This is a genomic window from Streptomyces cellostaticus (genome assembly GCF_001513965.1).
GTDB classification, from domain to species: Bacteria; Actinomycetota; Actinomycetes; order Streptomycetales; family Streptomycetaceae; genus Streptomyces; species Streptomyces cellostaticus.
Genome location: NZ_KQ948032.1, coordinates 90,030 through 114,305, shown reverse-complemented (window position 1 = coordinate 114,305; position 24,276 = coordinate 90,030). Strand labels below are relative to the sequence as shown.

The window sequence follows — 24,276 nt, the reverse complement described above, 5'->3', positions numbered from 1 at the left end:
GCAGCAAGCCGGGGGTGGAATGGGCGATGGCCGGGCACGGAACGGAGGAGCATCCACACGGTGCCGACCGGCTGTGCGGGGCCGGGGACCGCGTGTATTCCCGGGCCGTACGCCGGGGACGGGTGCCGCGCACGGACGCGGAGGCAGTGCCCTGCCTGCTGGACCTGGCCCTGCTGCACCCCGACCCCGACGACATGGACTGGCTGGTGCCCACCTCCCCGCAGGAGGTGATGACCCGGCTGCTGCGCGGGGTCTACGACGAGGTCAAGGAGAGCCAGCGGCGGGTGGGCTCGGCGGTGGCCGCCTTCGACTGGTACGCCGGTCTCGGCAGCCGGTTGCAGGCGCTGTCGGCACCGGGCGAGGGCACGGCCATCCGGGTGCTGGACGGGCTCTCCCGCATCCAGGCCGCGATGGACGAGGCGACCGAGGCATGCACCACCGAGGTGCTGATCGTGCAGCCCGGCGGCATCCGGCGGGAGGACGAGCTGACCGAGGGACTGCACCGGGCGCTGGACCTGCGCGGCCGGGGCGTGCACATGCGCGCCCTGTACACGCACGTGGCCCGGCACGGGCAGGGGCTGCTCAACTACCTGGAGCTGATGGGTGACGCGGTCGAGGCGCGCACCCTGGACGAGGTGCCGGACCGGCTGATCCTGTTCGACCGCACGGTCGCCTTCATCCCCGCCAACACCGAGCGCACGATGGCCCTGGAGCTGCGCCACCCGGCTCTGGTCGCATACCTGGTCACGGTCTTCGAACGGCTGTGGCGCCTGGCGCTGCCGCTGACCGCTTCCCTCCCCGACAGCGGCATCGAGGGCATCTCGCACCGCGAGCGGGCCATCGCCGCGCTGCTCGCGGAGGGCCACCAGGACGCGGTGATCGCCGAGCGGCTCGGCATCAGCGTCCGTACCTGCCGGGCCCACATCGCCCGTCTGTCGGACACCCTCGGCGCGGCGAGCCGTACCCAACTGGGCGTGCGCATCGCCCAGGTGGGCCTGGACGAGCCCCCGCACACCGGCCCGCAGGCCGCGCCCGCCGTGCTCAGGGTTCCTGATCAAGAATCCCCGACCGGGCGATGAGATAGCCGAGCTGGGTGCGGCTCTCGCTGCCGAGGGTGGCGGCGAGCTTGGCGATGTGGACGCGGGCGGTGCGGATGTTCATGCCCAGGCGGTCGGCGATGACGGCGTCGGTGTGGCCCTCCACGAGAAGGGCGGCGATGGCGCGCCCGCGGGGGGTGATGCCGTTCAGGGTGGGGCGCCGGACGGCCTGCGGGTACATGGGGACGGCGAGGCGCCACAGCCGGTCGAAGGCCGTCGCGAAGAACCGGATCAGCGCCGGGTGGCGCACCTCCAGGGCGAGCCGGCCGTCGTCCCCGGCGGGGATGAACGCCACCGTGCGGTCGACCAGGATGAGCCGGTCCGGCACCTCGTCCAGGGTGCGCGCCTCCGCGTCCCCGCGCAGCTCGTCGTACTGGGCGAGGACGAGCGGCACATGGCGCTGGGTGTGCTGGTAGAGGGTGCGCAGACGGCCGCCCCGGTCGAGCAGTGCCTGGTCGCGCTCCCTGGCGACCGTCTGCGCGACCCGGCCGCGCTCGTCGTTGTAGTGGATTCTGGGCTGGACGCAGAGCACTTCCTGGTCCGCCTCGGCCATGGCGTCGCCGATGGCGCTGTTGATGCGTTCGGTGCCGCTGAGGATCCGCAGGGTGGGGGTGTCGGTGTGGGTGCCGGGCTCCGTCGCGGCCTGCAGCAGGGGCTCGAACAGCGCCACCAGGCGGTCCTCGCGGCGGCGTTCCTCGGCGATGCGGGCGCGCGAGCCGCGCAGGAGGTGGTTCAACAGGGCGGCGGGGGCGACGGGTTCGAGGCGTTCGAGGTCGTCGAGGGCCGGGTGCAGCAGCCCGAGGGCGGTCAGGCAGGGGGCGTCCGCCGCGTCCTCGGCCCGCAGGGAGCCGTCCCGCAGGGCCTGTTCGTACCGCTTGGCGCCCGCCTCGCACAGCTCCTCGATCTCGTGCTCGCAGTGGCTCACCCGCCCGCCTCCTCTGCTTCGAGCGACCCGGACCTCGCGATCAGGTAACCGAGTTGGGCCCTGCTCTCACTGCCCAGGGTGGCCGCGAGCCGGGCGATGTGGTCGCGGGCGGTGCGGACGTTCATGCCGAGGCGGTCGGCGATGACGGCGTCGGTGTGGCCCTCCACGAGGAGGGCGGCGATGGCGCGCTGGCGCGGGGTGACGCCGTTCAGGGTGGGGCGGCGGACCGGTTCCGGGTACGTGGGGGTGGCCAGCCGCCACAGCCGGTCGAACGTGGTCGCGAAGTAGCCGACCAGCGCGGGATGGCGTACCTCCAGCGCGAGCGTGCCCTCGTCGTCGGCCGGGATGAACGCCACCCGCCGGTCCATGACGATGAGCCGGTCGGTCAGCTCGTCCAGGCAGCGGGCCTCGGTGTCACCGTCGAGCCGTTCGTTGTAGGCGTGGATGGCCGGCAGGTGGACCACCGTGTGCTGGTAGAGGGTCCGGATACGGCCGCCGCGGTCGAGCAGTGCCTGGTCGCGACGGGCGGCGAACTCGCGGACGGCTTCGCCGCGCGGACCGGAGAGGCCGGGGAAGTGCGGCTGGACGCACAGGACCTCCTGGTACGTCTCCTCCATCACCTCGGTGAGGGCCTGGTTGATGCGCTGGGAGCCGCGGTGCAGGCGCAGCAGCGGAGTGCCGGCGCCGGTGCCGGTGGCCTGCGGCCAGTCCGTCCGCAGCAGCGGCTCGAGCTGCTCCACCAGCTGTTCCTCGCGCCGGTACTCGTCCGCGACCCGGGCCCGGGAGCCGCGCAGCAGCCGGTTCAGGGCGGCGGCTGGGGCGACGGGTTCGAGGCGGGCGGGGTCGTCGGGGGCCGGGTGCAGCAGGCCGAAGCCGGTCAGGCAGGGGGCCTGGCCGGCCTCGTCGGCGAGCAGGTGACCGTCCCTCAGGGCCTGGGCGTACAAGTGCACTCCGGCGGTGCACAGCTCTTCGGCTCCGTGGTCCCGGTGCGGCGCCGCCGTCACTTGGCCGCCACCTCCTCCTCCGCCTGCTCGTGCAGTCACGGTGGCTCTCCCCCTGCGATTCAGGGCTCCTGCTTCAGGATTCCGGACTTGGCTATGAGAAATCCGAGCTGGGCCCGGCTGCCGCTGCCGAGAGCCTGGGCGAGCTTGGCGATGTGGGCCCGGCAGGTGCGGACGTTCATGCCCAGACGGCGGGCGATGGCCTCGTCCACGTGGCCCTCCACCAGGAGCTTGGCGATGGAGTGCTGGATGTCCGTGATGCCGTCGGGGGCGGTCTCGTAGGGGCTGCCGGCGCTCAGCGGGACCGCGCGGCTCCACATGAACTCGAAGACCTTGATCAGGTAGCTGACGAGCCCGGGGTGACGCAGTTCCAGGGCGACCTGCCGGTCGTCCCGTATCGGGATGAAGGCGACGGTCTCGTCGCAGATGATGAGACGCTCGACCAGTTCGTCGATGGTGCGGTACTCCGCCTTGCCGTTGGCGAACTGATCCACGTAGGCGAGCCGTTCGGGGCTGTACCGGGCGGTGTGCTGGTAGAGGGTCCGGATCCGGACGCCACGCTCGATCAGGGTCTTGTCGCGTTCCAGGCCTTCGATGACCCTGCGTTCGGGGTGCCGGGCGCTGGGCTGGACGGTCAGCATCTCGTTCCGGCACTGGTCCGTGGCCAGGTCCAGGGCCGCGTTGATCCGGTCGAGGCCCTCCAGCACGGTGATCGCGTGGGTGGGGGCGGCGCCCTGCGGGGAAAGAGACAGGAAGGGTTCGAAGATGTCGGCGATCTCCAGGGAGATGCGCCTGCGCTCGGAGATTTCGCGTTCGAGCGGATTGAGCCGCTGGGCCAGGGCCACCGAGGGGGGAACGGGGCGGAGCCAGTTCGCGTCGTCCGGATCGGGGTGCAGGAGGGCGAACTCCATCAGGCAGGGAGCGGCCTCCACGTCCGCGCGGGCGACACGCCCGGAGCGAAGTGCGTTGGCGTAGAGAAGCCTTCCCTCCTCGCACAGTTCAGTGACGGCGTGGGGATGTGTCGCTTCTGTCGGATTTATTGTCAAATCTCCACCCCCCAGGGTCCTGAACATGCAGGAACATGATGCACTGATTGTGTGGTCATGACGTGCCTGAATGAGCCATCGTCTTATTCGACGGGGGAAGAGGGGACCTTCAAGTGAGGACGAAGCCGACTATGTGTAAGAGAATGCTTCGCTCGGTGCTTGTCGCCGCCTTCTCAGCCGTTGTGGCCTTCGGCACGCTGAATGGCCTCTCCACTGCGAAGGACGACGCGCGGGCGCAGGACAGCACGTGGTCAGTGGTGAGGGCCGGCGCGCCTGCTGACCACGACGTCGTGGCCACCCCCGGCGACAGTGTCTGGTCCTGACATGACGACACCTCCGGACGACCGCTCCTTCCGACGCGAAATGGCCACTGCCTACCGCTCGGGCTGGCACTTCATCGACCTGGTCACCGCCATCCCCCACAGCGGTGACTCGTTGATGGTGACCGTGTTCGGCGAGCCGGTCGTCGTCACCCGGGACGACGACGAGGACGTGCGCGCGTACCGGTGCCTGCGCAAGCCCCGCGGGGCGCCACAGCCGGTGCGGTGTGCCATCCGGTACGGCATGATCTTTGTGAATCTGGACCAAAGGGACCACCGGCTTGCGGAGCCGGAGATCCCGGACGTGAGGACCATCTCGGCCACCCCCCGCAGTGCCTGACGCGATTCCCCCGTCGTAAAAAAATCGCTCAGGTGCTTCCCCCCGCAGCGGCGTCACCGTGACCTGAACACGGTGACGCCGCTGCAGTTTGTGCCGACATTTCGGGTTATGGGAGCGCTCTCACGTGGCTGAAACCAGCCGGTTGACCGCCCCGCTTCAGCCCTTTCCGAGCGCCCGCTCCAGTGCGATCTCGATCACCACGCGCGAGGGGTTCTCCGCGGGTTCCCGGTGGTACCGCTCGGCGTACCGCCGCTCCGCCTCCGCCACCCGCTCCGGCTCGGTGCGCACCCGCGCCCGGCCCTCCAGCGTGGCCCAGCGCCGGCCGTCCACCTGGCACACCGCGACCCGAGCGCCCCCGGGCCCGGCCGCAAGGACGTGGGACACCTTCGCGCTCGTCCTGTTGGTGATCACCCTCGCCAGCCCCGCCTCGGGGTCGTAGGTCACCCCGACCGGCACCACATGCGGGCTGCCGTCGGGGCGCAGGGTCGTCAGCGTGCACAGATGCCGCTCCCGCCAGAAGGCGAGGTAGGGCTCGTCCGGGGCGGCCGGGTCCACGGAGTACGCGGTCATGGGAGTCATGGGTCGAAACCTAGCCGCAGAATCCTGCGAGGCCAGCCTTGAGTGGAATAGACTCAACTTTGTGTACGTTGGTCAAGTCAGCAGTGTGTCGAGTCAGCAGTGCGAGACATGCGAGAGACACGGCCGACGAGCCGACGCCGAGGAGGAGAACGGACACGTGGACGCCGAGCTGACCAACAGGAGCCGGGACGCGATCAACGCGGCCAGCAACCGGGCCGTGACCGGGGGGCACCCCGACCTCACGCCAGCTCACCTGCTGCTCGCGCTGCTCGCCGGGCAGGAGAACGAGAACATCACCGACCTGCTCGCCGCCGTCGAGGCCGACCAGGCTGCCGTACGATCGGGCGCCGAGCGGGTGCTGGCCGGGCTGCCCAGCGTGACCGGCTCCACCGTCGCGCCCCCGCAGCCGAGCCGCGAGCTGCTCGCCGTCATCGCCGACGCCGGCGAGCGGGCGAAGGCACTCGGCGACGAGTACCTGTCCACCGAGCACCTGCTCATCGGCATCGCCGCGAAGGGCGGCGCGGCCGCAGAGGTGCTCCAGAAGCAGGGCGCCGACGCGAAGAAGCTCGAGGAGGCCTTCCGGAAGGCCAGGGGAGGACGCCGCGTGACCACTGCCGACCCCGAGGGCCAGTACAAGGCCCTGGAGAAGTTCGGCACCGACTTCACCGCCGCCGCCCGCGAGGGCCGGCTCGACCCCGTCATCGGGCGGGACCAGGAGATCCGGCGCGTCGTCCAGGTGTTGTCCCGCCGTACGAAGAACAACCCGGTCCTCATCGGTGAGCCGGGCGTCGGCAAGACCGCCGTGGTCGAGGGGCTCGCCCAGCGGATCGTGAAGGGGGACGTGCCGGAGTCCCTGAAGGACAAGCGGCTGGTCTCCCTCGACCTCGGCGCGATGGTGGCCGGGGCCAAGTACCGCGGTGAGTTCGAGGAGCGGCTGAAGGCCGTGCTCGCCGAGATCAAGGGCTCCGACGGGCAGATCATCACGTTCATCGACGAGTTGCACACCGTGGTGGGCGCCGGTGCGGGCGGGGACTCCGCCATGGACGCGGGCAACATGCTCAAGCCGATGCTGGCCCGCGGCGAGCTGCGCATGGTCGGCGCGACCACGCTGGACGAGTACCGGGAGCGGATCGAGAAGGACCCCGCCCTGGAGCGGCGCTTCCAGCAGGTGCTGGTCGCCGAGCCGACGGTCGAGGACACCATCGCCATCCTGCGCGGCCTCAAGGGCCGTTACGAGGCCCACCACAAGGTCCAGATCGCCGACAGCGCACTGGTCGCGGCCGCCACCCTCTCCGACCGCTACATCACCTCCCGCTTCCTGCCCGACAAGGCCATCGACCTGGTCGACGAGGCGGCGTCCCGCCTGCGCATGGAGATCGACTCGTCCCCGGTCGAGATCGACGAACTCCAGCGCTCCGTCGACCGGTTGAAGATGGAGGAGCTGGCGATCGCCAAGGAGACCGACCCGGCCTCCCTCGAACGCCTGGAGAAGCTGCGCCGCGACCTCGCCGACAAGGAGGAGGAGCTGCGCGGCCTGACCGCCCGCTGGGAGAAGGAGAAGCAGTCCCTCAACCGGGTCGGCGAGCTGAAGGAGAAGCTGGACGAGCTGCGCGGCCAGGCCGAACGCGCCCAGCGCGACGGCGACTTCGACACCGCGGCCAAGCTGCTGTACGGCGAGATCCCGCAGCTGGAGAAGGAGTTGGAGGCCGCCTCCGAGGCCGAGGAGGAGGTCGCCAGGGACACCATGGTCAAGGACGAGGTCGGCTCCGACGACATCGCCGACGTCGTCGCCGCCTGGACCGGCATCCCCGCCGGGCGCCTCATGGAGGGCGAGACGCAGAAGCTGCTGCGCATGGAGGACGAGCTGGGCAAGCGGCTCATCGGCCAGAGCGAGGCCGTACGGGCGGTGAGCGATGCCGTACGACGCTCGCGCGCCGGTATCGCCGACCCCGACCGGCCCACCGGGTCCTTCCTCTTCCTCGGCCCGACCGGTGTCGGCAAGACCGAACTCGCCAAGGCGCTGGCCGACTTCCTCTTCGACGACGAGCGGGCCATGGTCCGCATCGACATGTCGGAGTACAGCGAGAAGCACAGCGTGGCCCGGCTGGTCGGCGCGCCTCCCGGCTACGTCGGCTACGAGGAGGGTGGCCAGCTGACCGAGGCCGTGCGCCGCAAGCCCTACAGCGTCGTACTCCTGGACGAGGTCGAGAAGGCCCACCCCGAGGTCTTCGACATCCTCCTCCAGGTGCTGGACGACGGCCGCCTGACGGACGGCCAGGGCCGCACGGTCGACTTCCGCAACGCCATCCTGGTGCTCACCTCCAACCTGGGCAGCCAGTTCCTGGTCGACCCGGTCACCAGCGAGGCGGAGAAGAAGGAGCAGGTGCTGGAGGTGGTCCGGGCCTCCTTCAAGCCCGAGTTCCTCAACCGGCTGGACGACCTGGTGGTCTTCTCGGCGCTGACCAAGCCCGAGCTGGAGCGGATCGCACAGCTCCAGCTCGAGCGCCTGGCCAGGCGGCTGGCCGAGCGCCGGCTCACGCTGGACATCACGCCCGAGGCGCTGGCCTGGCTCGCCGAGGAGGGCCTGGACCCGGCGTACGGCGCTCGCCCGCTGCGCCGCCTCGTGCAGACCGCCATCGGCGACCGCCTCGCCAAGGAGATCCTCTCCGGCGAGATCAAGGACGGCGACACGGTCCGCGTGGACCGCTTCGGCGAGGGCCTGATCGTGGGACCGGCGACCGGGAAGACGCTGTAAGCGGTACGGCCGACCGCCCACCGGACGTCACCGGCCGGCGGGCGGTCAGCAGCTCTCCATCCAGCAGTCGAAGGGCATGTCCCGGACGGCGAACATGACCGCCACCACGATGAACCACACGGCGAACACCAGACACGCCAGCCACAGCCCCCACAACAGCCACCGCACCTCTCTCCTCATGCTCATGCCGCGATCATTCCGTCCACTGGTCATGGCACGGTCACGCCACTGTGACCGGATCGTGCGAGCCCGCGCCCGACAGGCCCGCCTGGCTTGCCACCCCCCTCCCCGCATGGGGGAGGATGGCGGCAACCGTACGAAGGGAAAATCACGGTGAGCATCGACCCGTCCTCGATTCCGAACTTCGGGGGCCAGCCCGAGCCCGAGCACCAGGGACCGGCCGGCCCCGTCGTCCCGGATCAGGACCTCGTGAAGCAGCTCCTCGACCAGATGGAGCTGAAGTACGTCGTCGACGAGGAGGGTGACCTCGCGGCGCCGTGGGAGCAGTTCCGCACGTACTTCATGTTCCGCGGGGAGGCCGATCAGACGGTCTTCTCGGTGCGGACCTTCTACGACCGCCCCCACCAGATCGACGAGAAGCCGCAGCTGCTGGAGTCCATCGACGACTGGAACCGCCGCACCCTGTGGCCCAAGGTGTACACCCACACCCACGACGACGGCACCGTCCGCCTCATCGGCGAGGCCCAGATGCTGATCGGCACCGGTGTCGACATCAACCACTTCGTCTCCTCCACGGTCAGCTGGGTGCGGGCCGCGATCGAGTTCGACCGGTGGCTGGTGGAGCAGCTCGGCCTTGAGCAGGAGGTCGACGGGGCGGAGCCGGGCGACGACGAGGAGTAGCCCCGGCAGGATCTGCAGAGGCGCGTGCGCGATCACGACCAGGTACGCGTCGTAGGCATAGCTGAGCTCGGCCAGGGCGGCGACCATCGCGGTCGCGTGCCAGGGCCGGGCTCTCGCCGTGCGGACCAGGGCCCGGGCCGGCGGCAGTAGCAGCGGGAAGCGGGGCTTGGACTCGAAGAGGCCGGAGCTGCCGAGCGCGATCTGCGGCGACCCGTTCCCGAGGCCGAACCGCCCGCCCCCCCCCACAGCCGCTGCACATCCAAGTACTCGCCCAGCAGGTCATCCTTCCGGCGGCTGATCCGCAGCACGTACGCCGTCCACTCCAGGCGTGCGGGGGCGAGGTTCGTCCACAGCCTGTGGGAAACCCGGCCGCGACGCCGGTACACCTTGCGGGCCGCGTGCGCGAGCCCGGCTGCGCCCCACGACCGGTTGGTTTGTGGCGGACCTCTGGGGCTCGGAGGAGTCGTTCAACCAGTTCGGCGAGATCATCGGTTCGATCCTGCGAGAACTCGGAATCGCCGACGTGCAGCCGAAGATCTTCCCAGCCTTCAATGTCGTGATCGCTTGAACCTCCCTGTACCGGAGCATTGGCATCCGCCGCAGCCGCCGTACGGCATGACTAGAGCAGGTGGCCGTGGTGACGCTCGCGCCACGTCGGCTTGCACGTCCCAGTTCGATGGCACCAGCACCACCACGTGGTGCCCGTCATCCGACCGCAGCTTGATCCGGCTCTCCGGCACGCCGAGCTTCTCCAACTGTTCCTCGGCCTTCTCGGCGTTCGTCCCCATCAGGTCGGGCATTGTTATGGGCCCCGTTGCTCCGGGCGTGCCCTCATGTCCTTCTCCTCGACCTTGAGGTCCGCTTCAGGCACCGCTCGCAGTTTCGCAACAGAGAACAGCCGAGATGCGGGGCACCTCGCAGGCAGGCGGCTCCCACGCTGGAGGGCCCCGGTGCTCGGCAAGAGCAACAGACCCAGGGACAAGGGGGATAGGGTCGTCGGTATGGCTGACTATGTGCAGGTGTCGACGGCGACGGAGACCCATGAGCAGGCCGTAGAGCTGGCCCGGTCGGTGGTGTCCGGACGGCTTGCTGCGGGAGCGCAGATCGTCGGTCCCGTGGTCTCGGCCTTCTGGCACGAGGGTGAGTTCGGGACCGGTGAGGAGTGGCGACTCCTGCTGAAGACCCGGATGGACCGGTATGCCGAACTGGAGCGGCATCTCTTGGAACATCACCCTTGGAAGAACCCGGAGTTGGTTGCAGTGCCCATCGTGGCCGGGTCGGATGCATGCCTGCGGTGGGTCGACTCGGTCGTCGGGACGCATGCCTCCGAGTAGCCCCGTAGGGTCAGGCCCCGGACCTGGCCTTCTCAAGGACGTCGGCAACGGCCCGGACGCTTCGGTACTCGCCGAGCCGTTCCAGGACCGGGGCAAGCCGCTCTCTTGGGCGTACGGAGGCGATCCCGGCGCAGAGTTCCAGCGCGCGGCCGGTGATGGCGGCTGCCTGCTCCACCTCCCCCGCAGTCACGTACGACTCGGCCAGCCATGACAAGTAGAGGCTCTTGTCACGCGCGTGGGCGTCGTCGTACTGGGTCAGGGCTGTCTCCAGGGCGGGGATTGCGCGCAGTGGGCGCCGCAGCTCCGTCCAACACCGACCAGTCATGATCCGCAGCTCGTTCTCGTCGACCCACGCGGCCCAGTCGGGTTGCGGCTCATCGCCCGTTTCGGCGAGCGCGGTGCCTGCGGTGTCCAGGGCCCGTTCCGTCTCGTCGGCGAGTCCGGCGACGGCATACGCCCACGCCAACCGCTCGTGCAGCAGCGCGCGCACGCCTGGGGGCGCGTCAGGTCCTGCGGTCTGGCAGGCCTGAGCAGCGGTCTGTATCCCGGCCCGACGGTCGCCGTTGATCTTCTGGTAGGCGAGGAAGGCAAGCGCGTTGCCTGCAAGCGCAGCGTCTCCGGCGTCCACAGCCGCTTTGCGGCTCTCCTCGTACAACCCGGTCGCATCATCGTGCATGCCGCCGTCGAACGCGGCCCAACCGGCTTGCTGTGCCTGCTCGGCGAGTACGGAGAGCAGAGCCCGGCCCGTCTCCTCGGTGTAGGCGGCTCCGCGAAAGAAAGTCTTTGTGGCCTGGTACTCCCCGAGATAGACCCGATATGTGTCCCCGCCTCCCAGGACGTCGTCCAGGCGACGCAGGCGGGCTGTACGCTCCCGTAGCCGCTGGGGGAAGTCGCTTCCGACCCGGCGGCCCGTCAGCGGGCGAGTGACTTGGGGCAGGCCAACGGCGAGCCCAGCTCGGGCCGTTGCTTTGAAGAACTCCCTGCGCTGCACGTTGTCTCCGTCTGCGTTGGCGGCGGTGGCTTGGGCAGGCGCGGGGAGCACTCGGCGCAATGGGGAAGTGGTCTCCCATTCTCGCGGGGCGAGACCCAACATGCGCCCAGGGATGCGCAGTGCGTCGGCAATGCGCGTGATCTTCTCGAAGGTGGTCACACTGCCGTGGCCACGCGCCAGAGCCCCCACACGTTCGGGCTTGATGGCGCATTCGGCCGCGATCTTCGAATAACTGATCCCGGCATCACGGCGAGCCAGCGCGAACACCGTGCCGAAGTCGTGAGCCACGATCGCGGCCTTCATGTCCTCGCGCTCCAAGAGTGCACGAGGAAGTGCGGTCGGCGGTTCGTAACTGGTCATGAGATCCCTGCTGCGCCTGCTGGTGACAGTGTGCCGAACCGGCGTCACGACCAGCGTACCCATGATGGGGATACCCACGAGGGGGAAGTCAACGGCCTTGTTGCGGTGGATGGTTGAAACGTTCAGACCCCCGCGACGCGGCGAACGTCCGGGGGCGTGGCCACCAGCTACTGAGGAGCTGATGACAGTGAGCATTATCCACGCATGCCTGCGGTGGGTGCTGGGCGCCTTTGCGCCCGGTACCGGCAGGCGCCCGGCAGGTTCCCGGCCTGGCCGACCGGACCCCGTGCGCAGGCCCGAAGTGTCCCGTACCGCCGCACCATGGCTGCCGGACCACCGCTCCCCGTACGGACTGGACACGCCGCTGGACGGCAGCGCCAACGCGATCGTCCGCCCGTACCTTCGCGAAAACGAGCGCGAGCGGGCACGACAGAGTCGGCGGCTGGCCCTGGTCCTGGCGGCCGACGCCGAGGCGGTGGCGTGATGGACGCAACCATGAAGCGGTCACAGGGGACGGGGAATGGCGCGGACACATCCTGGCTGTCGGCCGAGTGCGCGCTCGCCCGCCGGCCCGGCTACGAGGACCTGCACGGCGCCTGCCGCCAGACGGCGGACGTACCGCTGCCCGGCGGCGTCGGCTTGCTGCTGATGCGCTGCTGTCCCTGTGCCTGCCACGCGCCGGTTGCGGGAGGCGCGCGGTGAACGTCGGCGCCCCGCGCCGACTGGGGGAATCCCGCCTGACGATCCACATCTACCGGCTCACCCCCGACGGCAAGCACGTCGCACAGTCGAGACGGCACACCATCACGGCCCACCCCGACCCGGAACGCCTCCCGGACTCGTTCGCCTGGCCCCCGTGCCGCTGCACCCGCTGCCGCACTGGACATGGTCCGCGCGGTCGTTAGCGCCCCACGACTGTCCGCTGGCCCCCATCCGACGTACGGCAGGGGCCGGGCTCTCGCCGTGCGCACCGGCGCCCGTCCACAGCCTGTGGGAAACGTGGCCAGTGGCGCCTCAGTCGCGAAGACGGCTGAGGCGCCCTGTGGTGCCGGATCAGTCGTGAGGACGGATCACCAACTCGACGATCAGCCCCCACAGCACCTTGACAAGTGCCGCGACGGCGAATCGAGCGGCCAACTCCTTCCGCCACTCCCTCTTCTTCTCGGACACCGTCCACCTCCGGTTGGGTCACAGCTCTTACGCGGACTGATGACGGGCGAACCCGCCCGGGACGTAGCGCAGGGGTGCACTCGTCCCGCTCGTGGAGGGCAACGCCGTCCCCGGCCGGACCACGTGAGCCATCGGCCGGGGACGACGCGGACGCCGCCCCCGGTCGGCGTCCTGTTCCCCTGTTTCCGCGCCTGGAGCTGTGATTCAGGCGGTGGACGCTTCAACGGTAGCGGCTGCCGCAGCAACTCATCAGGCTTTGCCCGCAGTTGATGGGTTAGGGGAAGATCGGTTACGGCCACCGCAGTCGACCCAGCAGGGGTAACCGTGTTCAGCAAGAAGGAAGCGCACCTCGTCGTACTGAACGATCTGGACGAGGCGCGCGCCGCGCTTCAGGAGGCTCTCAGGGGAGCCGAGGGGGAGGAGACGGCCGCAGGGCTCCGGCGGGCACTGGACATCGTCGACGGCATCGGTGACGGCCTGGATCCGCGGGTGCGGTGGGCCCAGCAGGCGCTCGCCGAGGCGAAGCTGGACCCGAAGGCCCAGGAGGTCGCCTCGGTCAAGGCACTGCGCGACGCCCTGCCCGGCCTGAGCCTCGTCACGGCCGTGGAGCTGGTCAGGAAGGCCCAGGCGGCGTAACTCAGAGGTGACGCAACCGCTCCGCCGCCTCCCGCAGGACCTCCTCGCGCTTGCAGAAGGCGAACCGTACGAACGGTGCTCCCGCCTCCCGGTCGTCGTAGAAGACCGCGTTGGGGATGGCCACCACGCCCGCCCGCTCCGGCAGGGCGCGGCAGAAGGCGAAGCCGTCCTTCTCGCCGAGGGGGCGGATGTCGGTCGTGATGAAGTAGGTGCCCGCGGGCCGGAAGACCGTGAAGCCCGCCTCGGTGAGTCCCTGAGCGAGGATGTCCCGGCGGGCGAGCATGTCCCGGCGGAAGCCATCGAAGTAGGACTCGGGCAGTGCGAGGGCCTCGGCCACCGCGTACTGGAAGGGCCCCGAGGAGACGTAGGTGAGGAACTGCTTCACCGCGCGCACGGCGCTCACCAGCTCCGGCGCGGCCGTCACCCAGCCGACCTTCCAGCCGGTGAAGGAGAAGGTCTTGCCGGCCGAGCCGATCGTGACCGTGCGCTCCCGCATCCCGGGGAAGGCGGCGAGCGGCAGGTGCTCGGCGTCGTCGAAGACCAGGTGCTCGTAGACCTCGTCCGTCACCACCAGCAGGTCACGCTCCACCGCCAGCTCGGCGATCGCGGCCAGCTCCGCGCGCGTGAGGACCGTACCCGTCGGATTGTGCGGGGTGTTGATCAGCAGCAGCCGGGTGCGGTCCGTGACCGCCGCGCGCAGCTCGTCCAGGTCCAGCCGGAAGCGGGCCCCTTCGGTTCCTTCGGCTCCGTTGTCGGAGTACGGCCGGAGCGTCACCGGCACCCGCCTGCCGCCCGCCATCGCGATGCTCGCCGCGTAGGAGTCGTAGTACGGCTCCAGGGCCACGACCTCGTCGCCGGGTTCGAGGAGGGCCAGCAGGGAGGCTGCGATGGCCTCCGTCGCGCCGGCGGTCACCAGCACCTCGGTGTCGGGGTCGTACGACAGCCCGTAGCGGCGCAGCTGGTGCGCGGCGATCGCGGTGCGCAGCTCGGGGATGCCCGGACCCGGCGGGTACTGGTTGCCCCGCCCGTCGCGCAGCGCCCGTACGGCGGCCTCGCGGACCTCCTCCGGGCCGTCGGTGTCCGGGAAACCCTGGCCCAGGTTGATCGACCCGGTCGACACCGCGAGGGCGGACATCTCGGCGAAGATCGTCGTCCCGAACTCGGCGAGACGGCGATTGAGGCGGGGGCGCGCGCTGGAGGTCATGCCGGTCATCCTGCGCCCAAGCTCTGGACTTCCTCAACTCTGCTTTGAGCCCTGGGGCGGCCGGGAATCCCTCGTTCACCGCACGAGTGGCGGTGACCGGCGAGGCGCCCACGGGGGGCCGCTTCGGGGGAACGGAAAGAAGGTGACGCCATGGGCACCGTGTTCGTCGTGGCGGTGATCGCGCTCTTCTGCCTGGGGATCGTCGCGTCCGCGGCAAACAAGTCGGGACGCGGCAAAGGGGGCCGCACGCGGCGGTCCGGCTCGTGGTCCTCGTCGTCCTCGTCGTCCTCGGCGTCGTACGGCGCGGGCAGCAGCAGCTGGTGGGCCGGCGGGGGAGACGGCGGATCGTCGTCCGGCGGCCACCACTCGGGTGGTCACCACTCCGGAGGTCACCACTCCGGTGGCCATCACTCCTGCGGGGGCGGTCACTCGTCGTGCGGCGGTCACTCGTCGTGCGGCGGGGGTTCCTCGTGCGGAGGCGGGGGCGGATGCGGCGGAGGCAGCTGACACGGGGCAGCTGAGCTTCCCGCTCTCGGGCGCCCGCCGGGGAAGGCATCCGGCGGGCGTCCGGCCGTTGTTTTCCCGCTCGTGGCGTGCGCCCGGCGTACGCCATAGTTGAACAGTTGAGCTGTGTAGCCCTCTGAGGGATGGAAACCCCACGAAGTTGGGTAAAAACGCTGTGGCGGCGCCACTGTCCATGATTCCCTCTCAATCACCTACGCAGCCCTTCGGACGTCCCGCAGACTCCTCTCCCAGGCCGGGCCGGCTGGGCTGACCGGGCTGACATGGCCGAACTCCCCCCTCCTTTGCGTGTTAGCGGAGCCGATCCATGCTCACGACCCTGAACACCTCCTACACCGATACGCGCGCTGCCGACCTCGCCTGGGCGCTCGGACGCGAGCCGCTCCCCGCCCTGGCCACCCTCGATCTGGAACTGACGGGGGCGAAGCTGCAGTTGAGACTGCTCGGCGCGTCCCACCAGGTACTGCTGGAGGAGGAGCGGGGCAGTTGCTCGGAGACGGTCGCGTGCATCCCCGGATCCAGTACCCCTCTTCCGCTGGGCGTGGCCAAGCGGGTCGGCGACTGGGAGTACGAGTTCGCGGCACGCGTCGAGGTGCTGACGCCGGGCTCGTTCGCGGGCCGCGCCCAGGAGTTGCTGGCGCTCGTCTCCGACCACCCGCACGGTCTCGCCGGTGTCTTCCCCGGCAGCCCGCACGCTTTCACCGCGATGCTGGCCCAGCGGCACGAGGGCCAGGTGCACTGGCGCACCTGGCACGCCTACCCGCAGGACGGGCAGTTGGTGGCGACCCGGACCCGCGTCGGGGAGCGGGCGTCCGCGACTCAGGCGGACTGAAGCGCACCGCATGCATCCCGGCCGGCATAAACCCCGATACGTCTCGTGCCCTCAGTTCCACACGTGTGGGTGACGAAGCGTACCGAGCATGTGACGTAACGTCGCAACGTGATCGAACCGCACGCCCCCGCGCGCCCGGGTGCCTCGCCCTGGACCGGCCCCGCACGGCTGCCCGTCCGGCCCGGCACCGGGCGGTTCCTGGTCCTCGTGTGCGTCTTCGTCTGCGCGGCCTGCGGACTCGTGTACGAACTCGAACTCGTCGCCTTCGCCTCGTACTTGATAGGTGACTCGGTCACCCAGGCCTCCGTCGTGCTGTCCGTGATGGTCTTCGCGATGGGCATCGGCTCCCTCGCCGCCAAGCGGCTGCGCTGGCACGCGGCCGCCGGCTTCGGCGCGATCGAGACCGTCCTCGCGCTGGTCGGCGGGTGCAGCGCGATGGCGTTGTACGCCGTGTTCGCCTGGACCGGCGGCTGGGGCGGGGTGTGGGCGCTCGGACCGCGCTGCCTGCTGGTCGCCTTCTCCCTCGCCATCGGCCTGCTCATCGGCGCCGAAGTCCCCTTGCTGATGGAGCTGATCCAGCGCATCCGCCGCCAGGACGCGGGCGGCGCGGTCGCCGACCTGTTCGCGGCGGACTACGTGGGCGCGCTGGTGGGCGGCCTGGCCTTCCCCTTCCTCCTCCTCCCGTTCCTGGGCCAGTTGACCGGCGCCCTGCTCACCGGCACGGTCAACGTCGTCGCCGGGGGCGCCCTGGTCCTCGGTCTGTTCCGCCGCGACCTGACCCACCGCGCCCGCTGGACGCTGCTCGTCGCCGGCCTCGTCGTCCTCGGCGTCCTCGCCTCCGCGGTCGCCCTCGCCGGCGACTTCGAACGGGCGGCCCGGCGCGCGGTGTACGGCAGGGACGTCCGGGTCGCGCTGCAGACCGACGTCCAGGAGGTCGTCCTCGCCGGCGGCACCCACGGCCGCCCCCTCGACCTCTTCCTGGACGGCCGGCTGCGGGTCGGCGGCCGCGACGAACGCCGCTACCACGAGGCCCTGGTCCACCCCGCGATGACCGGCTCGCACGCGCGCGTGCTCATCCTCGGCGGCGGCGACGGCCTGGCGGCCCGCGAGGTCCTGCGGTACGGGGGCGTGCGCGGCGTCGACGTCGTCGAACTCGACGGCGGCCTTCTCGCCCTGGCCCGCCGCGACCCCGGCCTGTCCGCCCTCAACGGCCACGCCTACGACGACCCCCGCGTCCACCCCACGACCGCCGACGCGCTCACCTGGCTGCGCGGGGCGCCCGAGGCGGCGTACGACGTCGTCATCGCGGACCTGCCCGACCCCGGCATCACGGCCAGCACCAAGCTGTACTCCCAGGAGTTCTACGGCCTGGCCCGCCGCGTTCTCGCCCCCGGCGGCCGCCTGGTGGTGCACGCCGGCCCCGTCGCCACTCGCCCCCGCGCCTTCTGGACGGTGGCCGCAACCCTGCGCGCAGCCGGCTTCGCCACGGCCCCCTACCGGGTCCTCGGCCACGACTCCGGCTTCCCGGCCGGCCCCGACCGCTCGGCAGGCGCATCCCGGGCCCCACACGACTGGGGCTTCCTCCTGGCGACCCCGGCCCCCTCGGCTCCCCACCTGACCCTGAACCCGAGCGACCCCCACCCACGAACCCTGACCCAGCCCGCCCTGACCGCCGACGAACGGGCAGCGGCCCGCACGAGGATCGGGGGACTGACGGCGTCGACGCTGGTGCATCCGCGGTACTGAGGGGGCGCCCGCCGAGCGGGCCACTTCTCAGCCGCTGGGGTCGGCCGCTTCTCAGCCGCCCGAGCCGGTCTGCCACCTGTCCGACGGGATCCGCTTGCTTCGCGTCCGGCCGAGCCGGTCTGCTTCGTGTCCGCGCGGGTCGGTCTGCTGCGTGTCTGGTGGGGTCGGCTTGTTTTGTGTCCGCGCGAGTTGGTCTGCTGCGTGTCTGGTCGGATCCGCCTGTTCCGTGCTCGGTCGGGTCGGCTTGCTTTGCGGCCGGTCGGGTCGCTTGCTTCGTGCCTGTCCGAGCCGTCTGCTTCGTGTCCGGTCGGATCCGCCTGCTCCGTGCTCGGTCGGGTCGGTGTGCTTTCCAGCCGCCGAGCCGGCCTGCTTCCCGCCCGGTCGAGTCGTCCCACTTTTCGCCTGGTCGAGTTGGCCACCTTCCGCCCGGTCGAGTCGCCCCGGTTTCCGGCCGACCTGGTTGTTGCACCTCTTGACCGACCGAGTCGGGTGGGTGGGCAACGGGGGTCTGGGGGCGGAGCCCCCAGCGGGGGACGGTACGTACCGGCCACGACTGGGTAGGCTCCACCGACATGGAGTACCAGGTCTTTGTTCCGGTGACGCCCGACCGGCTGAGAGAGACCCTCGCCGACCCCGCCCGGGTGGCAAGGGCGGTTCCCGGCCTCCAGCAGGACGCCGGTGCCGAACCCGTCGCCGGACGCCTGAAGCTGAGGGTCGGCGGCCACTCCGTCACCTACCGCGGCGCCCTCCGGATCACGTCCCGCGAGGACGGCACGTACACCGTCGAGGGCGATGCCACCGAGGCCCGCGGCACCGGCAGCGTCACACTCGCGCTCACCCTGCGCCTCGCGGACACCGAGGACGGCACCACCGTCACGGTCGAGGGAACAGCGGACGCGGACGGGCGCATCGCGGAACTCCCGAAGGACGCGGTGAGTTCGGCGCTGACCCGGCTGCTGAACCGTTTTGTGGAAGCCTTGGCGGAGAGCCCGGAGAAGCCGGAAGACGAGCCGGAACCCGAGCCCACCTCCCTCTTCGACACCGAGGTCCCCCCACCGTCCCTGGACCCCGCCGTCGACGACCGCCGCGCCGGCGACTTCGCCGACACGGGCGAGCCGCCCGCCGAGGCCGCGCACGCCCGCCGGACGATGATCGGCCGCAGCGCGGAGGAGGTCGACCACGCTCCGCCGCGCGGCCGCTACGCCCCCGTACCGGCCCCCCAGACCGTCGCCGCCAACCCGGCCCTGCGCTGGGCGGCCCCCGCGGCAGCCCTCGTCCTGGCCTCGGCGATCGTGGTGGGCCGCGCCCTGCGTAAACGCCGCTAGGCCTGCGCAAACGCCGCTACCGAGCGGGCGCCTCGCCCATGCCGAACCAGTCGTGGACCGGCCGTACCTCGACCGCCACGACATGGAAGTCCAGGACCCGCTCGGCGATCTCCCGCGCCCGCTCCGGGCCCGCACACTCGATCACGTAGTAGGCGGTCAGCTGCTCGGCCGCGGCAGGCAGTGGCCCGTCCACCGCCCCGTCGCCGTCCCCGCGCCACCGGAGCGTGGTCGTGTCCCTCGGGTAGGCCAATCCGGCGCCGGTCAGCATCTCGCCGGTGTCCGCCAGGTCCCGGTGCAGCGCTTCGTGCCTGCGGAACACCTCCGCACGGTCTTCGGCGGACATCGCCTCGGTCGCCGCCGGGTCTGCGTACATCAGCACCATGTACTTCATGCCCCCACCATGCCCGCACCCCGGCACGGCCCGTCCGGCGAACGCCCTCTTGATCGCCCCAGTAGGGTCGTCCCGTGAGTAACGAAGACATCACGCTGACCGCGGGTGACGCGGAAGTGAGCGTGCGGCCCGGTGACGGCGGCCGTATCGGCGGGCTCCGGATCGGCGGCGTGGAGCTGCTGCGGCAGGGCGAGCGCTACGGCTGCTTCCCGATGGTGCCCTGGTGCGGCCGGATCCGGGAGGGCCGCTTCCTGGACGGCGCCACCGTCCGCCAGATGCCCCTCAACTCCCCGCCGCACGCCATCCACGGCACCGCCCGCGACGGCGCCTGGCGCACCGCCCGCACCTCGGCGAACGAGGCGGTCATCACGCACGAACTGGCCGCCCCCTGGCCGTACCCCGGCCGGGTCACCCAGATCGTCACGCTGGCCGAGGACAGCCTGACGCTGGCGATGTCCGTGGAGACCTACGACGACTCCTTCCCGGCGCAGATCGGCTGGCACCCCTGGTTCAACCGGAACCTGGGGGGAGAGGACGTACAGCTGGACTTCGCACCGGCCTGGCAGGAGGAGCGCGGCGCCGACCACCTGCCCACCGGCAACCGCATCGCCCCCAAGCCCGGCCCCTGGGACGACTGCTTCGGCATGCCCGGCGGTGTCGACGTCACCCTCACCTGGCCCGGACAGCTGGAGCTGACGGTGGCCAGCCGCGAGGAGTGGGTGGTCGTCTACGACGAGCAGGCCGAGGCCGTCTGCGTGGAGCCGCAGACCGGCCCGCCCAACGGCCTGAACACCCTCCCGCGGCTGGTCACGCCGGTGGAGCCGCTGGAGGCGACGACCATCTGGAGCTGGCGCCGCATCTAAGCTGGTCGGCATGACGGACGTACGTGGCGCGCTGCTGCAGCAGATCAAGGACAAGGCCGTGGTGCACGGCAAGGTGACCCTCTCCTCGGGTCTGGAGGCCGACTACTACGTCGACCTGCGCCGCATCACCCTCGACGGCGAGGCCGCCCCGCTGGTCGGCCAGGTACTCCTGGACCTGACCGCCGACCTCGAGTTCGACGCGGTGGGCGGCCTGACCATGGGCGCCGACCCGGTCGCCGCCGCCATGCTGCACGCGGCCGCCGCGCGCGGCAGGAAGCTCGACGCCTTCGTCGTGCGCAAGGCGGCGAAGGCGCACGGGCTGCAGCGGCGGGTGGAAGGACCGGACATCACGGGCCGGCGGGTGCTCGTGGTCGAGGACACCTCCACCACCGGCGGCTCCCCGCTCACCGCCGTGGAGGCCGTGCGTGAGGCCGGTGCCGAGGTCGTCGCCGTCGCCACCATCGTGGACCGGGCGACCGGTGCCGCCGAGAAGATCGAGGCCGGCGCGGGCGTTCCGTACCGGTTCGCCTTCTCGAAGGATGAACTGGGTCTGGACTGACGCACCGGTTTGACCTGGACTTGACCGGGACACCGACCATCAGGTCAGGTCTGGAAAGATGGGGCCGACGATGACGTCACACCCCAGGTCTAGGTCAGGGCCGTAGTACGCAGAACGCCAACCCGCACACTCAAGGAGCGGACCATGCCCATCGCAACCCCCGAGGTCTACAACGAGATGCTCGACCGGGCGAAGGCAGGCAAGTTCGCCTACCCGGCCATCAACGTCACCTCGACACAGACCCTGCATGCCGCCCTGCGCGGCTTCGCGGAGGCCGAGAGCGACGGCATCGTCCAGATCTCCACGGGTGGCGCCGAGTTCCTGGGCGGCCAGTACAGCAAGGACATGGTGAGCGGCGCGGTCGCACTCGCCGAGTTCGCGCACATCGTCGCCGAGAAGTACCCGGTCAACATCGCGCTGCACACCGACCACTGCCCGAAGGACAAGCTCGACGGGTACGTACGTCCGCTGCTCGCGATCTCCGAGGAGCGCGTGAAGGCCGGCCGCAACCCGCTCTTCCAGTCCCACATGTGGGACGGCTCCGCCGAGACCCTGGCCGACAACCTGGCCATCGCGCAGGAGCTGCTGGAGCAGGCCCGCCGCGCCAACATCATCCTCGAGGTCGAGATCACCCCGACCGGCGGCGAGGAGGACGGCGTCTCCCACGAGATCAACGACTCCCTGTACACCACGGTCGAGGACGCGATCCGCACCGCCGAGGCCCTGGGCCTGGGCGAGAAGGGCCGCTACCTGCTGGCCGCGTCCTTCGGCAACGTGCACGGCGTGTACAAGCCGGGCAACGTCGTGCTCCGCCCCGAGCTGCTCAAGGAGCTGAACGAGGGCGTCGCCGCCAAGTACGGCAAGCCGTCACCGTTCGACTTCGTCTTCCACGGCGGCTCCGGCTCCACCGAGCAGGAGATCCTGACCGCGCTGGAGAACGGCGTCGTGAAGATGAACCTGGACACGGACACCCAGTACGCCTTCACCCGTCCGGTCGCCGACCACATGTTCAGGAACTACGACGGCGTCCTGAAGGTCGACGGCGAGGTCGGCGACAAGAAGACCTACGACCCGCGCACCTGGGGCAAGCTGGCCGAGGCGTCCATGGCCGCCCGTGTCGTCGAGGCCACGCAGAACCTGCGCTCGGCGGGCAACAAGATCAAGTAAGTGACGTCCGACGACGTCTGCGGCGGACCCGGTGCCACGGCACCGGGTCCGCTGTATACCTGGACCCATGCCCGACGTCCGGCTGGCCTCGCCCCAGGGCAAGTGGATCCTGCTCACCACGGTCCTCGGCTCCAGCATGGCCATGCTGGACTCGACCGTCGTCAACGTGGCGCTCCCGCGCATCGGCCGCGACCTCGACGCGAACCTCGCCGCCCTCCAGTGGACGGTCAACGCGTACATGGTCACGCTGGCCGGCCTGATCCTGCTGGGCGGCTCGCTCGGGGACCGCTACGGCCGCCGGAAGATCTTCGTGCTCGGGGTGGTCTGGTTCGCGTCGGCGTCCCTGCTGTGCGGCCTGGCCCCGAACGCCGGCGTCCTCATCGCCGCCCGCGCCCTCCAGGGCGTCGGCGGGGCGCTCCTCACCCCCGGCTCGCTCGCGCTCATCCAGGCCTCCTTCCACCGGGACGACCGCAGCCGGGCGGTCGGCCTCTGGTCCGGCTTCGGCGGGATCGGGGCGGCCGTGGGCCCGTTCCTGGGCGGCTGGCTGGTGGACGGCCCCGGCTGGCGCTGGGTGTTCCTGCTCAATGTGCCGCTGGCCCTGCTGTGCGTCCCGGTCGCGGTCCGGCACGTGCCCGAGTCCGCCGACGAGCGCGCCCACGGTCGCTTCGACGTGCTCGGCGCGGCCCTGGGCGCCCTGGCGCTGGCCCTGCTGACGTACGCCCTGATCGAGGCCGGCCACGGCTTCTCCCCGGCCGTGACGGTGACCGCGGTGGCGGGTCTCGCCGTCGCGGTGGCCTTCGTCTACGTCGAGAAGCACCGTCCGGACCCGATGCTCCCGCCGGACATCTTCGCCTCGCGCCAGTTCACGGCGGTCAACCTGGTCACCCTGTGCGTGTACGCGGCCTTCGGCGGCTTCTTCTTCCTCACCGCGCTCCAGCTCCAGGTGGTGGCCGGATACTCGGCCCTGCAGGCCGGTACGGCGCTGCTGCCGACGACGGCCCTGATGCTGCTGTTCTCGGCCCGCTCCGGCGCACTGGCCGACCGCACGGGCCCCCGGCTGCCGCTGACCGTCGGCCCCCTGCTCTGCGCTGCGGCGATGCTGCTGATGCTGCGAGTGGGACCGGACGCGAACTACCTGACGGACGTCCTGCCCGCCCTGGTGGTGATGGGCGCCGGCCTGGTCACCGTGGTCGCCCCGCTGACCGCCACGGTCCTCGCCTCCGTCGACACCGCCCGGGCGGGTCTGGCCAGCGGCGTCAACAACGCGGCGGCGCGGGCGGCGGGCCTGGTGGCCGTGGCCGCGCTTCCGCTGCTGGCGGGCATGGGCCCGGAGGCGTACCTTTCCGCGTCCGCTTTCGATGCGGCGTTCGACCGGGCGATGCCGATCTGTGCGGGGGTGCTGGTGGTCGGCTCGGTCCTGGCCTTCGGCCTGGTCCGCCGGCCGGCCCCGGGCTGCCGCCACCCGGAGTGCAAGACCCATGGCTGTGTCACGTCGCCGCCACTGGAAGCCGACGAATCCGCGTAGCTGCGGCCGTCCTCCGGCTGCGGGTGCGTGGGGGCTGGTCGCGCCCACGCGGCGGAGCCGCATATCGACACAGCCCCGCGCCCCTAGGGCCGGTCCGGCGGATCCTGCCGGAATCGCGGGGTCTGGCACGCACCCCCCCACTGCCTCAAGGGCGTGGGGGCACCCCCATGACCCCGCTCACCTGTGCTGATGAGGCGCCGCCGCCTGGAGCCGGCCTGATCCGCCGGACAGGCCCCAGGGGGTTGCAGTGCCGTCGGCCACCTACGCGCCGGTGCGAGAAACTGGAGGCATGACGATTCACGAGAACCTCCTCGGCGGCCCGCCCCCCACCCACCTCCCCGACGACCCGGAGCCCCGCACGCTGCTCGCCCAGGGCACCGCGCCCGCGGACGTCGCCGCCAAGTACCCCACCTCCTCCCTCGCCTGGGCCCAGCTGGCCGACGAGGCGTTCGAGCGGGGCTCGGTCGTGGAGTCGTACGCCTATGCCCGTACGGGCTACCACCGCGGCCTGGACGCCCTGCGCCGCAGCGGATGGAAGGGCCACGGCCCCGTTCCCTGGGAGCACGAGCCCAACCGCGGCTTCCTGCGTGCCCTGCACGCCCTGGCCCGCGCCGCCCAGTCGATCGGCGAGCAGGAGGAGTACGAGCGCTGCTCGCAGTTCCTGAAGGACTCCTCCCCGACGGCGGCCCAGACCCTGGGCTGACCCGTAGGGGACACCGGTGTGGCC

25 protein-coding genes are annotated in these 24,276 nt (G+C 71.0%); 17 read left to right on the top strand and 8 right to left on the bottom strand.

What is annotated here, in order from left to right; translation table 11 throughout:
- The first annotated feature begins 26 nt into the window (after positions 1-26).
- The gene (locus AQI88_RS28675; RefSeq protein WP_067004651.1) at positions 27-1,079 is read left to right on the top strand and encodes a helix-turn-helix transcriptional regulator; all 1,053 of its coding nucleotides are present in this window, start codon (positions 27-29) and stop codon (positions 1,077-1,079) included.
- Here the strand turns inward: AQI88_RS28675 and AQI88_RS28670 are convergent.
- Genes AQI88_RS28670 through AQI88_RS28660 form a run of 3 tightly spaced genes read right to left on the bottom strand, consistent with a single transcriptional unit; the run spans position 1,042 to position 4,096 of the window.
- Positions 1,042-2,022 carry a helix-turn-helix transcriptional regulator gene (locus AQI88_RS28670; RefSeq protein ID WP_067004649.1) on the bottom strand — a complete coding sequence of 327 codons (981 nt, stop codon included), beginning with the start codon at positions 2,020-2,022 and terminating at the stop codon, positions 1,042-1,044. The two genes, AQI88_RS28675 and AQI88_RS28670, sit on opposite strands and share 38 nt — an antisense overlap.
- Entirely contained in the window at positions 2,019-3,026 is a 1,008-nt protein-coding gene (locus AQI88_RS28665) for a helix-turn-helix transcriptional regulator (protein ID WP_067004647.1), read from the bottom strand. The genes AQI88_RS28670 and AQI88_RS28665 overlap by 4 nt, the downstream gene beginning before the upstream one ends.
- A 59-nt stretch (positions 3,027-3,085) precedes the next feature.
- Positions 3,086-4,096 (bottom strand): helix-turn-helix transcriptional regulator, encoded by a 1,011-nt coding sequence (locus AQI88_RS28660; RefSeq protein ID WP_079057853.1) that lies wholly within the window; start codon positions 4,094-4,096, stop codon positions 3,086-3,088.
- 297 nt (positions 4,097-4,393) lie between these two features.
- Here AQI88_RS28660 and AQI88_RS28650 point away from each other — a divergent pair, with 297 nt between their 5' ends.
- On the top strand, positions 4,394-4,729 hold the full coding sequence (locus tag AQI88_RS28650; protein WP_067004641.1) for a Rieske (2Fe-2S) protein: 336 nt from the start codon (positions 4,394-4,396) through the stop codon (positions 4,727-4,729).
- Between the two features lie 156 nt (positions 4,730-4,885).
- Here AQI88_RS28650 and AQI88_RS28645 read toward each other — a convergent pair whose 3' ends face one another.
- Entirely contained in the window at positions 4,886-5,299 is a 414-nt protein-coding gene (locus AQI88_RS28645) for a pyridoxamine 5'-phosphate oxidase family protein (RefSeq protein WP_067004639.1), read from the bottom strand.
- A 166-nt stretch (positions 5,300-5,465) separates the two neighbouring features.
- Between AQI88_RS28645 and clpB the strand changes: the two genes are divergently transcribed.
- Positions 5,466-8,063: an ATP-dependent chaperone ClpB gene (gene clpB / locus AQI88_RS28640; RefSeq protein WP_067004637.1), complete on the top strand. Its 2,598-nt coding sequence runs from the start codon at positions 5,466-5,468 to the stop codon at positions 8,061-8,063.
- Between the two features lie 45 nt (positions 8,064-8,108).
- On the opposite strand, the gene AQI88_RS46110 is transcribed toward clpB, so the two are convergent.
- Entirely contained in the window at positions 8,109-8,249 is a 141-nt protein-coding gene (locus tag AQI88_RS46110; protein WP_159050411.1) for a hypothetical protein, read from the bottom strand.
- Between the two features lie 147 nt (positions 8,250-8,396).
- On the opposite strand from AQI88_RS46110, the gene AQI88_RS28635 reads away from it, so the two are divergent.
- The 3 genes from AQI88_RS28635 to cutA all read left to right on the top strand — a co-directional run bounded on the left by AQI88_RS28635 (position 8,397) and on the right by cutA (position 10,258).
- A complete protein-coding gene (locus AQI88_RS28635) occupies positions 8,397-8,924 on the top strand; it encodes a YbjN domain-containing protein (protein ID WP_067004635.1) in 528 nt (175 codons plus the stop codon).
- A gap of 436 nt (positions 8,925-9,360) precedes the next feature.
- Positions 9,361-9,492: a hypothetical protein gene (locus AQI88_RS48575; protein ID WP_279616577.1), complete on the top strand. Its 132-nt coding sequence runs from the start codon at positions 9,361-9,363 to the stop codon at positions 9,490-9,492.
- 433 nt (positions 9,493-9,925) lie between these two features.
- A complete protein-coding gene (gene cutA / locus AQI88_RS28630) occupies positions 9,926-10,258 on the top strand; it encodes a divalent-cation tolerance protein CutA (protein ID WP_208615927.1) in 333 nt (110 codons plus the stop codon).
- Positions 10,259-10,268: 10 nt separating this feature from the next.
- On the opposite strand, the gene AQI88_RS28625 is transcribed toward cutA, so the two are convergent.
- Positions 10,269-11,609 carry an NsdA family TPR-like regulatory protein gene (locus tag AQI88_RS28625; RefSeq protein ID WP_067004777.1) on the bottom strand — a complete coding sequence of 447 codons (1,341 nt, stop codon included), beginning with the start codon at positions 11,607-11,609 and terminating at the stop codon, positions 10,269-10,271.
- Between the two features lie 286 nt (positions 11,610-11,895).
- Here AQI88_RS28625 and AQI88_RS28620 point away from each other — a divergent pair, with 286 nt between their 5' ends.
- From AQI88_RS28620 to AQI88_RS28610, 3 genes are all read left to right on the top strand, one after another.
- Entirely contained in the window at positions 11,896-12,093 is a 198-nt protein-coding gene (locus AQI88_RS28620) for a hypothetical protein (protein WP_317933610.1), read from the top strand.
- A gap of 11 nt (positions 12,094-12,104) precedes the next feature.
- Positions 12,105-12,311 (top strand): hypothetical protein, encoded by a 207-nt coding sequence (locus AQI88_RS28615; protein WP_067004631.1) that lies wholly within the window; start codon positions 12,105-12,107, stop codon positions 12,309-12,311.
- 792 nt (positions 12,312-13,103) lie between these two features.
- Complete coding sequence (locus AQI88_RS28610; protein WP_067004629.1) at positions 13,104-13,415, top strand: hypothetical protein; 312 nt, start codon at positions 13,104-13,106, stop codon at positions 13,413-13,415.
- Between the two features lies 1 nt (position 13,416).
- Here the strand turns inward: AQI88_RS28610 and AQI88_RS28605 are convergent, their stop codons facing one another.
- Positions 13,417-14,628: a pyridoxal phosphate-dependent aminotransferase gene (locus tag AQI88_RS28605; protein ID WP_067004627.1), complete on the bottom strand. Its 1,212-nt coding sequence runs from the start codon at positions 14,626-14,628 to the stop codon at positions 13,417-13,419.
- Between the two features lie 820 nt (positions 14,629-15,448).
- On the opposite strand from AQI88_RS28605, the gene AQI88_RS28600 reads away from it, so the two are divergent.
- From AQI88_RS28600 to AQI88_RS28590, 3 genes are all read left to right on the top strand, one after another.
- Positions 15,449-15,973, top strand: a complete 525-nt coding sequence (locus AQI88_RS28600) for a DUF2617 family protein (RefSeq protein ID WP_067004625.1) — start codon at positions 15,449-15,451, stop codon at positions 15,971-15,973.
- A gap of 108 nt (positions 15,974-16,081) precedes the next feature.
- Positions 16,082-17,719: a polyamine aminopropyltransferase gene (locus AQI88_RS28595; RefSeq protein ID WP_067004623.1), complete on the top strand. Its 1,638-nt coding sequence runs from the start codon at positions 16,082-16,084 to the stop codon at positions 17,717-17,719.
- Positions 17,720-18,291: 572 nt separating this feature from the next.
- Positions 18,292-19,044: an SRPBCC domain-containing protein gene (locus AQI88_RS28590; protein ID WP_067004621.1), complete on the top strand. Its 753-nt coding sequence runs from the start codon at positions 18,292-18,294 to the stop codon at positions 19,042-19,044.
- A 16-nt stretch (positions 19,045-19,060) separates the two neighbouring features.
- Here the strand turns inward: AQI88_RS28590 and AQI88_RS28585 are convergent, their stop codons facing one another.
- Positions 19,061-19,435 carry a YciI family protein gene (locus AQI88_RS28585; protein ID WP_067004619.1) on the bottom strand — a complete coding sequence of 125 codons (375 nt, stop codon included), beginning with the start codon at positions 19,433-19,435 and terminating at the stop codon, positions 19,061-19,063.
- A 74-nt stretch (positions 19,436-19,509) separates the two neighbouring features.
- Between AQI88_RS28585 and AQI88_RS28580 the strand changes: the two genes are divergently transcribed.
- The 5 genes from AQI88_RS28580 to AQI88_RS28560 all read left to right on the top strand — a co-directional run bounded on the left by AQI88_RS28580 (position 19,510) and on the right by AQI88_RS28560 (position 24,252).
- The gene (locus AQI88_RS28580; protein WP_067004617.1) at positions 19,510-20,298 is read left to right on the top strand and encodes an aldose epimerase family protein; all 789 of its coding nucleotides are present in this window, start codon (positions 19,510-19,512) and stop codon (positions 20,296-20,298) included.
- 10 nt (positions 20,299-20,308) lie between these two features.
- Positions 20,309-20,857: an orotate phosphoribosyltransferase gene (pyrE, locus tag AQI88_RS28575; protein ID WP_067004615.1), complete on the top strand. Its 549-nt coding sequence runs from the start codon at positions 20,309-20,311 to the stop codon at positions 20,855-20,857.
- 144 nt (positions 20,858-21,001) lie between these two features.
- Positions 21,002-22,024: a class II fructose-bisphosphate aldolase gene (gene fbaA, locus AQI88_RS28570; protein ID WP_067004613.1), complete on the top strand. Its 1,023-nt coding sequence runs from the start codon at positions 21,002-21,004 to the stop codon at positions 22,022-22,024.
- Positions 22,025-22,091: 67 nt separating this feature from the next.
- Positions 22,092-23,549: an MFS transporter gene (locus AQI88_RS28565; protein ID WP_067004611.1), complete on the top strand. Its 1,458-nt coding sequence runs from the start codon at positions 22,092-22,094 to the stop codon at positions 23,547-23,549.
- A 289-nt stretch (positions 23,550-23,838) separates the two neighbouring features.
- A complete protein-coding gene (locus tag AQI88_RS28560; protein WP_067004609.1) occupies positions 23,839-24,252 on the top strand; it encodes a DUF3151 domain-containing protein in 414 nt (137 codons plus the stop codon).
- Positions 24,253-24,276 lie beyond the last annotated feature (24 nt).

What these genes read in the sequence shown, in the direction of transcription:
- AQI88_RS28675 (WP_067004651.1), top strand. Translation starts at nt 27, where the DNA reads ATGGCCGGGCACGGAACGGAGGAGCATCCACACGGTGCCGACCGGCTG.
- AQI88_RS28660 (WP_079057853.1), bottom strand. Translation starts at nt 4,096, where the DNA reads ATGTTCAGGACCCTGGGGGGTGGAGATTTGACAATAAATCCGACAGAA.
- AQI88_RS28650 (WP_067004641.1), top strand. Translation starts at nt 4,394, where the DNA reads ATGACGACACCTCCGGACGACCGCTCCTTCCGACGCGAAATGGCCACT.
- AQI88_RS28645 (WP_067004639.1), bottom strand. Translation starts at nt 5,299, where the DNA reads ATGACCGCGTACTCCGTGGACCCGGCCGCCCCGGACGAGCCCTACCTC.
- AQI88_RS46110 (WP_159050411.1), bottom strand. Translation starts at nt 8,249, where the DNA reads ATGAGCATGAGGAGAGAGGTGCGGTGGCTGTTGTGGGGGCTGTGGCTG.
- cutA (WP_208615927.1), top strand. Translation starts at nt 9,926, where the DNA reads ATGGCTGACTATGTGCAGGTGTCGACGGCGACGGAGACCCATGAGCAG.
- AQI88_RS28625 (WP_067004777.1), bottom strand. Translation starts at nt 11,609, where the DNA reads ATGACCAGTTACGAACCGCCGACCGCACTTCCTCGTGCACTCTTGGAG.
- AQI88_RS28615 (WP_067004631.1), top strand. Translation starts at nt 12,105, where the DNA reads ATGAAGCGGTCACAGGGGACGGGGAATGGCGCGGACACATCCTGGCTG.
- AQI88_RS28605 (WP_067004627.1), bottom strand. Translation starts at nt 14,628, where the DNA reads ATGACCGGCATGACCTCCAGCGCGCGCCCCCGCCTCAATCGCCGTCTC.
- AQI88_RS28600 (WP_067004625.1), top strand. Translation starts at nt 15,449, where the DNA reads ATGCTCACGACCCTGAACACCTCCTACACCGATACGCGCGCTGCCGAC.
- AQI88_RS28590 (WP_067004621.1), top strand. Translation starts at nt 18,292, where the DNA reads ATGGAGTACCAGGTCTTTGTTCCGGTGACGCCCGACCGGCTGAGAGAG.
- AQI88_RS28585 (WP_067004619.1), bottom strand. Translation starts at nt 19,435, where the DNA reads ATGAAGTACATGGTGCTGATGTACGCAGACCCGGCGGCGACCGAGGCG.
- pyrE (WP_067004615.1), top strand. Translation starts at nt 20,309, where the DNA reads ATGACGGACGTACGTGGCGCGCTGCTGCAGCAGATCAAGGACAAGGCC.
- fbaA (WP_067004613.1), top strand. Translation starts at nt 21,002, where the DNA reads ATGCCCATCGCAACCCCCGAGGTCTACAACGAGATGCTCGACCGGGCG.
- AQI88_RS28565 (WP_067004611.1), top strand. Translation starts at nt 22,092, where the DNA reads ATGCCCGACGTCCGGCTGGCCTCGCCCCAGGGCAAGTGGATCCTGCTC.
- AQI88_RS28560 (WP_067004609.1), top strand. Translation starts at nt 23,839, where the DNA reads ATGACGATTCACGAGAACCTCCTCGGCGGCCCGCCCCCCACCCACCTC.